Genomic DNA, 12,152 nt, shown 5'->3' with positions numbered 1-12,152 from the left:
ATATCCTCCTTCCTACCAAATTCCGTGTTCGCTCTTTCTTCGAATAATCGCATTCGCAGTAAGGATTAACGCTATACCTACAACGTTTTTAAATAAGCCTACAGCTGTTGCATAATCAAATTGGAATTGCTCTAATCCACTTCGATACACATACGTATCGATAATGTCGGCAACCTCATATACTAGCGGGTTGTACAAGTTAAGGATTTGATCAAAACCAGCATTTAAAACAGCCCCTAGTCGAAGAATAAACATAATGATAACCATTGGCATAATCGATGGAAGTGTAACATGAATCATTTTACGGAATCTTCCTGCTCCATCGATTTCTGCTGCTTCATATAGCTGAGGATCAATTGATGTAATCGTCGCTAAGTAAATAATCGCTCCCCACCCAAGCTCTTTCCACATATCAGTAAGGATTAAAATCGGGATAAAAGAAGCTTTATCAGACATAAAGTTAATAGCATCGCCACCGAAGAATGTAATAATATAGTTGATAATGCCTCGTTGTGGAGAAAATACTTCGATTACCATCGCTGATAAAATAACCCATGACATAAAATGTGGTAAGTACGAAATTGATTGACTCACCTTTTTAAATTTTTCGCTTTTAATTTCATTTAATAAAATCGCAAAAATAATCGGTGCTGGAAACACAATTAATAACTTTAACAAACTAATAACGATTGTATTTTGCAACGCCCTAATAAATAAGAAATCAGAAAATAATCTTTTAAAATGTTCAAAGTTATTCCATGGACTCTCCCAAATACCTAATCCAGGAGAAAAGTTTTTAAATGCGATCAAAATTCCATACATTGGAATGTAATGAAAGATAAATAACATGACCATTGGAATCGCCATCATAAAATAAAGCATCTTCATCTTCTTCATTCGAATCCAATTAATATTTTCTTTGCGCTTGGGCTTTGCTTCAACCGCCCTCTCAATTGCTGTTTGCATTATATTTCCTCCTCCCTCTTTTTTTGAAAGCGTTTACTGTTTTCAGAATAATATAAAACCACTTAAAATAGTTCTACTATATTTAGAAAAAATATCACTATTTTAAGCATTAGTAAAAATAGTGTAAAGAATATTTCGTTTTACCTAAAAAAATAAGCTGCCAGATGAAATCTCCTACTTCTATTTAAAAAATATTATTTATTATTCAAAAAAGTGTCCCATTTGAAGTTCTAGCTCGCACTCACATTACTATATCCAGATAATTTAATACACAAATTAAACTAAGATAGTATTGTGGGGAGAGCTGACTCCATGACTTTTGGGACACCTTTTACGTAAAACTTATTTAACAATTGGAATAACGATTGAAACTTGTGTACCTTCTCCGAACTTACTTTCTATATCAAGGCCATATGTACTACCGAAATGAAGCTTGATCCTTCCATTAACATTGTAAATACCTGATTTATTCAACACCTCTGAGATGAGTTGTTTTTTTACTATAGAAAGTTCCTCTTCCTTGATACCAAGAGCATTATCTTTTACGACAATACACACAGTATCACCTATGCGTTTGCAGGAAATATGAATCGTTACCATATTCTTTGTTTTTCTAGCACCATGGTGTATCGAGTTTTCAATAACCGGTTGTATAATTAACTTAACGGTCTTATACTCCAATATTTCTTCATCAATATCCCAAATACACTCAAAATTATCAAAACGGTATGACATAATTTTAATATACGACTTTGTATAGGCTAGCTCATCTCGAATAGCAATCATTACCTGTTCTTTATTCGTAATATAGCGGAACAATCTACTTAATGAAATGATCATATCTACCGATTTATCCGTTTCATTCGCCTCAACGAGATAAATCAAATTATCCAAAGTATTGTAGAGAAAATGAGGGTTAATCTGTGACTGTAGAGCATTAATTTGAATCTCTCGCTTCTCATATTTCAGTTGAATTCGTTCTTTATTCGCCTCTAGCGATTCATGCAATAACCCTTCCATCCTCTGAATCATAGTATTGAAGTTTCTAGTTAGTGTATCTACCTCATCAATTCCAGAAAATTGTTCAGCAATTACATGATGCGACCCTTTTAAATCGAACGTATTGAATAACTTGTTCAACTGGCTAAACGGTCTCAATATTCGTTTAGAAATCCAGTAGGAAAAAACGAGTAACAATAGAATTATCATGAATAACAAATAAAGATTACTAATAAACAGTTGATTGACCTGCTTTTGAATATCAGTATAATTATATTTCGAAATAAATTTCCAACCTTGTTCTGTTATTCTTGTACTATAAATATGGTCATTTTCCGATAAATCTTCCTTCTGTTTTAAACCCCCACCAATTTTGATTGGATTTTGATGAGAGATAATTTTATTATTTTGATCTACTAACTGCAATTCCAGCCCTGATTTTCGCCAGTTTGAATAAAAGTTTGCTAGTTGATTACTATCAATATCAGCCGTAATATAACCTATCGCTTTTGAATAATTGTCAGGTGAAAATATTGGCATCCCTATTATAATTGTCACATTATTAAAATGGTTTCTTTCCAATGTATAGCTTATTTTTCGGTCAGAATTTAATAAAGTTTGATAAAATTCATCATTTAATCGTTTCGGATGACTATAGTTGTTCGTATACAAAAATTCACCATTTTGATTATAAATCCAAATATTCTGTTTCATTAATTCAGAATATTTCTTTTTATCTAATAGTTCCTGTCCTATTTCATCCTTTTTCTTCTTCTGTATTTTATACTGGAGCGTATTATTAAGTGCGATCCGCGCCATAATGAGTTCTCGCTGTTTAATCTCGTTACTCATAATCCGTGCCATCTTTTCATGTACCGTGTGATAACTTTCCTGTAAATCCTCCGTAACGATTTTAGATGTTTGCCAATAAAAGATCACCATAAATATAACAAGAGGCAGCAAAATGGTCATTAAAAAATAAAAAAAGAAACGTTCACGTAAACTCATTGTAATACGCCTATTATGATGATTTTGAAAAAGACTGCGATAATTTCTGCTTTCCTCATATTCTTTTAATGATGATAACAATTGATACAAAGGTTGAAGTACTTTTCTACCCACTATTCTTGAAAATATAAAAGCAATTAATACTGTAAAAATAAAAATAAGAGCAATCACTATCAATGTTGTTTGAATTTGTTTTGAATAATAGCCTAATTGTTCCGCATAAATGAGTTGGAATTTATAAAAAGGGATGCTGGTATAATGAAGTTCCACATCATCTCGCTTTAATGGCAATCCTTTTTTACGATGTTCCAATCGATCTATCTCGTTAGGTATATTTCCATCTACTTGACTTCCTTTGAAAAGCTGCTCTCCTTTTCTGTCAAATAAAGCAATTTGATCTGCATAAAAAATATGGTCATCTAAACTACTCATATTAATAAAAAGTAATATGACCCCTTTATGTTGACCGTCTGCCGAGACAATATTAGCTCCAAAATACATTTGATTATTCAAGTTATTCGAGTAAGTTCCCTCTTTCCAGTTCTCATCACTTGATGAAGGATGCACAATCATTTTGTCTGTCTCACCGATCGATACAAAATGATAATTACTTTCTACTTCATTTATTAATTTCATTCCATTAAACTTGTAATCTACATATTTGCTGTCTGAGCTAAATTGAGATTCAGGTGTAATGATCAGAATATTATCAACAAGTTCGTTGCTCTTTCTAATGGAATACAAATATTCTTCAAGACTTTTCAACTGATAATATTTTTCGGAAGGACTGAGGTCGGAATTAGTCAATTCGTCGATATATCGAATCACAATTTCATTTGCCTTTAAATTGTTCATTGTCTCGTATATATTATTAAACTTAATTTGAATTTCGTTAGATATTTGGTCGATTCTTAATTGAGTAGTCTCTTCTTTTTTTTCTTCAATAAAATCCTTTATTTTCACATAATAAATAGAACTTATTAGCAAAAGGAAAATCGACACTGCAATCAATGAAAACATTAGTAAAAAGTTTTGAAAAGGGTACTTTCCCACTATCCCTATTTTTTTCCTCATGCTTGACCTCCAACAGAGTTACCTTTTTTGCTGTCTTCTGAACGTAACTGGCGTGACACCCTTTTCATTTTTAAATACTTTAATAAAATATGAATGACTATGAAATCCAACCATATCAGAGATTAGTTTCACTTTATGATCCGTCTCTCTTAGTAGCTGCACCGCTCTCTCAATTCTTACCTCATTTACATAATCGATAAAATTTTGACCTGTCTCTTTTTTAAAAATCCCACTAAAGTATGCTTGATGAAGGAAGAGGATATTCGACATTTCTATTAGTGTAATCTTCTCCTGATAATTTGATTTCACATATTCTTTCGCAATTAGCACATAGCGATTAACATTCTGATCATCATTTTGCGTTAAATCGAAAGAAATATTTCCTAAAATTTGTTGAAGCCATCTCTTTAATTCCTTTAAAGAATCAATTTCATAGATTTTTCCAAGTACTTGCTGATTATCGATAGATGGGAGTGTGAATCCCTTCTCTTTAAACTTGAAGATTAGCATTATGACAAACTCGGAACAGGAAGCACGGACTTCTGAAATATTCTGTCCCTTTGATCGTTCTAATGCTCCAAAGAAATATTGGACATCCATTGAAATTTCCGCCATCTCTCCCTTAAGGACAGAATCCATCAATTTCCCCTCAAAATCGTTCACATAGTCTAGTATATTAGACTGGATTACCTTGTCATTGTTGAATCCTTCGTTAAGAGCTAAATCTTCAAGAAAGATGACCGTCTCATATTCACTAAAATATTTATAACTACTAGCATGAACCGCTTCATGATAAGAGCGGCTAATCTCTTGAAGCGATTGAGCTTCATTGCCAACACCGACAACAATATTTGATTCCCCTTTAAAAATTTCACCTAGATTATGTTGCAATGAGTCTGCAAACATTAAAATTTTCGGTTTTAGAACATTTCTTGTCATCAGCTTTTGGTCGGTAATTATTAAAATTAAACTATTGCCGTAAAATAATACCGGAACACGATATCGCTCCCAAAAATCAACCGCCAATTCTTTAATTTTCTGTCTAATTGAGAAAGTAGATGTCTCTTTAAATACTTTTTCAAATGAAAAAATTGCTACCCTAAAATTTTGGTTCTGTTCATGCCATTCTTCAGAATACTTTTGTAAATTTTCACCTTTTATTAAATCCAAAAGCATTAATTCTTGCGCATCCCATTTCTCATTTGTTTCATTTTCTTTTCTCAATTCTGTATCTTCATCTAATTCACCCGCAAGTTGGTTAAAAACAGTGTAAAAATCCCCTTTTGTTAACGGTTTCAACATATAGCCTTTCACACCATGCTGAATGGCATCTTGTGCATATTTAAAGTCATCATAAGCACTAAGAATGATCACTTTTATTTCGGGATATAATAATTTTATTTCTTTAGCAAGCTCTAAGCCTGTCATTTCAGGCATAAGCACGTCAGTCAATACAACATTGGGAAGTTCCTGTTTAATAAGTTCAAGTGCTTCACACCCATTTTCTGCTGAGCCAACTACTTCAAATCCAACATCAGACCATGGAAAAAAATGAGTTAATCTCTCTCTTATGCTTTTTTCATCATCGACTACTATTGCTTTATACAAAAACATTCAACTCCTTTTAGAAGAACCCCTATTTGTATCACTAAATTAGTTTATTAGCTGAAGTATGTTAATAATTGATGATCTATAACGACTTTCTGCCCTACCCTTTCTGACAATTGGTACTTTTCCTATTGTATAAGAAAACGGTTAAGTATAGGGGGAAAATTGTTGAGAAAGAGCGAATTATGGTAAAGGAGGGGCCTATTGGCTGTTATTTTTGTTTCTATTTCACAATCTCATCTATATACATGAATATACAGTTTTCTTGTTCAATTATTTGGCCCTAAAATAAAATTAACGCTGATCCTTTGTTATAGGATAGCGCCATTTCTAATTATTAGGTCACTCTGTTCAGTTTATAAATCTTGAGATAAGCGAATCATATCTCTACACTGTATACCGTTCTCAAAAATCTCTTCTGGATAATGCTTAATAAAAAAGTCCATATCAACACCAATAATTCTAAAACCACATTTTTGATAAAGAGCTAATTGTTCTATACTTGAATTTCCAGTACCAATTTCCATCGTTTTATAACCTTTTATCTTGGCTACCTGTATTGCATCCATTACTAACTGTTTCCCCATACCTCTACCATGTTGTTCTTTTACAACTGCAACATTCACCAACTCTACTGTCTCAGGTCTTGTTGGAAGTAATACATAAACTCCAACAATTTGCTGTTCACTTTCAGCTATAAAACAATCGCCTCTATTGACATATTCTTCAACAATATCTTTTGAAGGATCAGCCAATAACAACAATTCCATTGGAAATTTTTCACCTATATTCAGTTTCCTAATATTCATTATTAATCTCCCTTAATTAACTTGTAATTACTTTTATTTTACTACCTCCAGTTCGCTCATTTTACCTTATTCCATTTAATCGTCCTGTAACGGAGTAACATAACAGTTTTTTTCCAATCATAACACATGCTAAAGCGAAAAAGATCAAACTATATAATTATCAATCTTTATCCGAAAATGAAACTGAGCCCACTCCCCATAACATAATGGAAACCCTGAAACATAAACAGCCCGCAATAGCTTATTATGGCTTTGCAAGCTGATTATACAGATAAATTCAATGCTATCTCTTTTAAAATCCACAATGTTCACATAAAAAACTATTCTGGACTGTTTATAATTCTTCCCAAAGACGGCGTAAATTGTCCATTCCTATTCTTGATCCTTGTTTACATTCTTCCAGCCCTTCAAATTCGACCGAAATATACCCATCATAGCCTGATTGTTTAATAGTCTTCACAATTTCTCGCATATCAACATCTCCATGACCAACGATTGCACCTCGTAAATAATTACCTGAAGCAGTCGGAAACCAACCTTCCCCAGGATTTTTATAGGATGGTCTATGATAGAAATCTTTAATATGAATCATGGATGCTATTGAAATATTCTTTTTCACAGCTGAAACAGGATCCTCGTCAACGCACATAAAATTGCCAATGTCTAGAGTCGTTTTAAAATTTGCCCTATTTACATGGTTGATCACGGTTTGCACGCGATCACTTGCTTGAATAAAATAGCCATGGTTTTCTATACTTGTTGTTATTCCAAACATTGCAGCATAATCGGCAACTTGTCTACACGCATGTACGATCTTAGGCAAATCTGCCTCAAACTGAGCAATCGAAGCCTCATGAATCGGCCGGAATGCGACATCATGACGCATGAGTTTCACACCAAGAAGATTAGTGATATCAACTTGTTTTTTGACCCGTTCAATTTCCTGCTCATATTCTTCATTAGTCGCTGCAATGAAATTAGCGCTAATCGCATAATTCGATATCTCAATTCCTACATCTTCTGCACGTTGACGAATTGACTGAATCAATTGCGGGTTATCATCCAAACTAAACCCCAGTGGTACAATTTCAATATGTTCGCCACCATGGTCTTTGATCCATTGAATCACTTGCAAAATATCCATCTCTTTCGACTGTAAGGCCGCTAATAAACTATAAGAGCTTAAACCGAGTTTCATGCCTGTTCACCCCAGTACTTAGTTTCGGTACATGAATAAAAACACGCGAGATTGTAACCTGCAAACGGACACTTATATTCTAGTAAGAGTAACAGCTTGTTTTAATTTGTTTGATTCATAAGCGGCCTGCACTACTTCCAATGTACGAAGTCCATCTTCTCCTGTAATTGATGGCTCACGCTTATGTTTGACACAATCAACGAAGTCATTAATGAGCCCCAGATCCATATCATCGCCCCAACCAATATGCTGCACTCGCTTTTGCTGATCATTAAATAAGACGAGATGCTGTTTAAAAGCATCTAGCGAGATCGTACCGTTAGTCCCCACTATCTCCATTTTTACATCCCCCCATGTCGGAAATGTACTCGGTCTGGACCAACTAGGATCAATCGTTACGATCGTACCTGACTCTAGTTCCAAAGTGACAATCCCACAATCTTCAACAGCGATATCATAAAATCTTGTATCCAGCTCTGCATACACTTGTTTCACTTCATCCTCTTTGATCCAACGGATTAAATCCATCACATGAACAATATGATCAACTGCAGCTCCTCCACCAGATTTTTCTTTCTCTATAAACCAACCTCCAGGCATTTGACCATGATTGGTTGCCTGAATTGCAACAATTTCTCCCAATGCACCTGATTGAACCACTTCTCTTACCTTTTCTACCGCTGGAACAAATCTGACAGGAAAAGCTACTTGCAATATGACTCCTTCTTCTTCGCAAACTCGAATCATTTCCTTAGCATCATTTACTTCAGTTGAAATCGGTTTTTCACATAAAATATGTTTTTTCATCTTTGCCGCTTCGATAACATGCTGCTTATGGTTTACGTTTTCAGAACAAATAACAACGGCATCAATATTTGTTTCGAGAAAGCTAGTCAGATTAGAATAATACTTACAATGAAAACGCTCGGCCATTTTACTCCCTCTCTCAATATCTTCATCCCAAATAGCCGTTAGCTCTACATCGGGATGATGAGATAAATGCTCGGCATAACTCACTGCATGCATATGGGCAAAACTAATAATCCCAATCTTCAATTTAAGATACCCCCTTTGTAAAATTCCACAGGCTTGCCCGACTTCATCGATTCGATGATACATTCTGCTACATAAATAGCTGAAACCGCATCCATAGCTGTGACAATAGGGGATTCATTATTTTCAATACAGTCCATAAAATGTTGCAGTTGTCTTTTTAGCGGCGTATCCCGTACGATATAGCTTGGGACTGCAACTCTTTCCTGGTCTTCCCTTTCCTCGTTGAACATTTCTATCACAATCGGTACATGATCATTGCTTTGGTATGTAATCATTCCGTTGCTCCCTGCTAGTTCGAAGGAACTTACGAAGCTTTTAGCCCCCCATGATACGTCTAGATGACAAATAACACCTGATTGGAAACGTAACGTAATGAGGGCATAATCAAGATTCTCTCGTTTGATTTGTTTTGCCATTACACGCTCCACTTCACCAAAAGTCCAACGAAGCCAATCAATATCATGGATTGCTAAATCTAATACGACGCCACCGCTTTTCGCCTCATCTTTATACCAATCATCCCGCCCTTTAGGATATGGCCCCTTTCTCGACAACCTCATAATACCTGGTTTACCAATTGCACCACTTAATACTTGCTCTCTTGCTTCAACATATTCAGGAGAAAATCGCAATACATGCCCAACATAAAGTGGAACTTGATATTCGGCACATTGTTCAACCATTTTTTTTGCCAAAGCTGAGCTAATTGCTAATGGTTTTTCACAGATGATTGCTTTTTTCGCCATACAAGCGATCCCAACTACTTCTTCATGAAGATGCGTCGGAACACAAATGTCCACAACATCAATCTCTACTTGTCTAAGAGCTTCTTCTAAATCAAAGAAGCCCTTCACATGATATTTTGCTGCTAGATTGCTCAAATGTTGTTCCGTTCGACCAACTAAAGCGACTACTTCGCATCCTTTTACATGCAGCCATTCTTCTACATGTAAAGCTGCCATTGTACCTGTACCGACAACAGCAATCCTCGTCATCTTCCCCACCCCACTTTTCCTTTTATTAACATTACCTAACGGCAGAAGCTGAGATAAAGTGAAACTTCAATCAGTGGGGGTTTTTCTTCATCCCCCACTGATTGTTAGTTGAACCAATCGGGCTTTTACGGGCAGTTGTCCCCCACCTCCTCTTCTTCGATTCCTCTAAGCCTTGAGGTGGGGGGCTTACTGCCCGTTAATGCGGGGTAAATTGGGACATCTGAATCGCTTGACCTGTCTCACTTGAAGTATTCGCTGCTAATGTTGCGGCTAAAGTCTTCACTGCTTCTTCATAAGGAGCTAGCAGAAGGTCCCTTCTATTAAGACGTACTGCTTCAATAAACGCATCATCTTGCTCTTTATAAAAATCTACTTTCGATTTAAAGGTAGTCGTACGCTCTTTTTCAATGATGTGTAACGTCGTATTTTCAAGTAGTAATCTAAAATCCCGGCCTAAAATTTCAATACCTGAATAATGGTCTGCTTGTGTGAAAGATGAAGCAAGATGGCCAATCGCACCTGATGCTAATTTGAGGTTTACAGAAGTAACATCTGGTATATCAATACTAGGAATATCCTCCATCACCTGTAATGCCATATTCGCATATACAGTATCCACATCTCCTGCTAAATAACGAATTAAATCAAGCGTATGGGTTGATTGTTCCACTAATTGCCCACCAGACTTATCCATTTCCCGATACCAAGGTGTTTGAACAAACGATGTAATATAATGGCCGCGTATCATCGCGATTTGCTTATCTTGTAAATAGTCTTTTGCTTTTTTTACCGTATCTAAATAGCGCAAGCAATAGCCTGAGCCACAGATAATGCCCGCAGCCTCGATTGCCTTCTGTTTTGCTAGGACTTTTTCCATTTCAAGTCCCAATGGTTTTTCCACAAGTAAATGAATACCACGCTGCGCCGCTTTTTCTTCTATTTCACCATGCGCAAAAGGTGGCACACAAACGAATAATGCATCGATTATTTCGTTTCCGAGCATTTCATCTACATCCGTATAACTTTTGGCACCATACTGCTCGCCCACTTGTTTCACTCTATCTGCTGAAATATCACACACCGCTACGATCTTTGCATGTTCATTTTGATTAATATGTTTTAAGTGTTCCGCAGCAATCCCACCAACTCCGATAAATGCCACATTTACATTTGCCATATTCACAACTCCCCTAGATTGTTTATGTCTTTCTAATCTTTCTAGTAAAATAAAAACAATCATTGCTTAAATCGATATGTTATATAGGTCATATATACAGTAATCCAAGCAATCGCAATCTAATGACTTTTAAACTAACAAAATATTCATTTTTCCGATAACTCGACATGCCAAACTACTCGCGAATCGTGAAAGCTATGTCAATGATAGTGCTAGATCGCTGTTGTCGCCTTTTTAGATACCTCAACAAGTTCACCATGATGGTCAGCCGAACGTATTTCAGCTTCAATGATTTCAAGAGAACCTAAAGTACTTTCAGGTGGTGCCACTGTAATTTGTGTATTATTAATAATCGCATCAATAAAATAAGAAAGTTCTCGATAATACCCTCGATCTGCTGATAGCTCAGCGATAAATCCTGGTGCATCATTTGGATTAACTTTCACTTGATCGTTTTCAAAAATGATATTTCCACGTTCAAAATTGACACGATATGTCATCGAAAATCCAAAATCTCCTTGTAATGTCCAATCCGACTGAGCGTTTAATACTTTATCTCCATATATATAATTCGTCGAAACGATATCATAACCGCTCCCCTGTATAACGTTGCTTCCTAGTGAAGATACTTTTTCTGGTTTACCGAATAGCCAATGAATCATATCCGTATCATGAATATGCATATCAACTAAACAGCCGCCGCTCTTTTCTTTTTCTCTAAACCAGCCATTTGGAGTCGCACCGCCTCTAAAAAAATATCCCCCTGTTACTTTTCCATAACGTTCATCGTCTACACAGCTTTTCAAATATTCATATGCTGGCCAAAAACGGAGACAATGACCAATCATTAGTTTTTTCCCTGCTTTCTTTGCTGTTTCAACCATGCGAGTTGCCTCAATCGAGTTTAATGCCATTGGTTTTTCACAAAATACATGATAGCCGCGTTCCAATAAATCACATGAAACATCTGCATGTAAATAAGTTGGCAAGGCAATATCGACAATATCCAACTGTTCATTTTTGAGCATTTCTTCTATATCCGAATATAAGTTAAATGACGATAAATCATATGATGATTGATCTGTTGAAATATTGCCGGCCACTTGTTCATTTTTCAACTCTTCAATCCGAATATCACAGATTGCGGTTAACTGTACAGGAACTCCTTCTTTTGCCAAACGGAGATAGTTTTCAAAATGCATATGCCCCATAAATCCGAAACCGATAATCCCTACTTTTAACATACGATCTACCCCTTTCCT

At 35.6% G+C, this 12,152-nt stretch carries 9 protein-coding genes; all 9 read right to left on the bottom strand.

Annotation, left to right across the window (positions count from 1 at the left end):
• Positions 1–12: 12 nt before the first annotated feature.
• Positions 13–966, bottom strand: coding sequence for an ABC transporter permease (locus V179_RS0100510; protein WP_028389783.1), 954 nt, complete (start codon positions 964–966; stop codon positions 13–15).
• Positions 967–1,308: 342 nt separating this feature from the next.
• A complete protein-coding gene (locus V179_RS0100505) occupies positions 1,309–4,047 on the bottom strand; it encodes a sensor histidine kinase (protein WP_028389782.1) in 2,739 nt (912 codons plus the stop codon).
• Positions 4,048–4,065: 18 nt separating this feature from the next.
• Entirely contained in the window at positions 4,066–5,655 is a 1,590-nt protein-coding gene (locus tag V179_RS0100500) for a response regulator (RefSeq protein ID WP_028389781.1), read from the bottom strand.
• A gap of 356 nt (positions 5,656–6,011) precedes the next feature.
• Positions 6,012–6,464, bottom strand: a complete 453-nt coding sequence (locus tag V179_RS0100495) for a GNAT family N-acetyltransferase (RefSeq protein ID WP_028389780.1) — start codon at positions 6,462–6,464, stop codon at positions 6,012–6,014.
• Between the two features lie 334 nt (positions 6,465–6,798).
• Positions 6,799–7,662 (bottom strand): sugar phosphate isomerase/epimerase family protein, encoded by an 864-nt coding sequence (locus V179_RS0100490; protein ID WP_028389779.1) that lies wholly within the window; start codon positions 7,660–7,662, stop codon positions 6,799–6,801.
• Between the two features lie 72 nt (positions 7,663–7,734).
• Positions 7,735–8,718 (bottom strand): Gfo/Idh/MocA family protein, encoded by a 984-nt coding sequence (locus V179_RS0100485; protein WP_028389778.1) that lies wholly within the window; start codon positions 8,716–8,718, stop codon positions 7,735–7,737.
• Positions 8,715–9,722 carry a Gfo/Idh/MocA family protein gene (locus V179_RS0100480; RefSeq protein WP_268745164.1) on the bottom strand — a complete coding sequence of 336 codons (1,008 nt, stop codon included), beginning with the start codon at positions 9,720–9,722 and terminating at the stop codon, positions 8,715–8,717. Before V179_RS0100480 ends, V179_RS0100485 begins: the two co-directional genes overlap by 4 nt.
• A 187-nt stretch (positions 9,723–9,909) precedes the next feature.
• A complete protein-coding gene (locus tag V179_RS0100475; protein ID WP_028389776.1) occupies positions 9,910–10,890 on the bottom strand; it encodes a Gfo/Idh/MocA family protein in 981 nt (326 codons plus the stop codon).
• A gap of 212 nt (positions 10,891–11,102) precedes the next feature.
• A complete protein-coding gene (locus V179_RS0100470; protein WP_028389775.1) occupies positions 11,103–12,134 on the bottom strand; it encodes a Gfo/Idh/MocA family protein in 1,032 nt (343 codons plus the stop codon).
• Between the last annotated feature and the right edge of the window lie 18 nt (positions 12,135–12,152).

Source organism: Bacillus cihuensis (assembly GCF_000504145.1).
Lineage (GTDB): Bacteria > Bacillota > Bacilli > Bacillales > DSM-1321 > Peribacillus > Peribacillus huizhouensis.
Note: the sequence above shows the minus strand (reverse complement) of the source record. Positions and strands in the feature narration are given on the sequence as shown.

Coding starts and splice junctions, on each gene's coding strand:
- V179_RS0100510 (WP_028389783.1), bottom strand. CDS start 966: ATGCAAACAGCAATTGAGAGGGCGGTTGAAGCAAAGCCCAAGCGCAAA.
- V179_RS0100505 (WP_028389782.1), bottom strand. CDS start 4,047: ATGAGGAAAAAAATAGGGATAGTGGGAAAGTACCCTTTTCAAAACTTT.
- V179_RS0100495 (WP_028389780.1), bottom strand. CDS start 6,464: ATGAATATTAGGAAACTGAATATAGGTGAAAAATTTCCAATGGAATTG.
- V179_RS0100490 (WP_028389779.1), bottom strand. CDS start 7,662: ATGAAACTCGGTTTAAGCTCTTATAGTTTATTAGCGGCCTTACAGTCG.
- V179_RS0100475 (WP_028389776.1), bottom strand. CDS start 10,890: ATGGCAAATGTAAATGTGGCATTTATCGGAGTTGGTGGGATTGCTGCG.
- V179_RS0100470 (WP_028389775.1), bottom strand. CDS start 12,134: ATGTTAAAAGTAGGGATTATCGGTTTCGGATTTATGGGGCATATGCAT.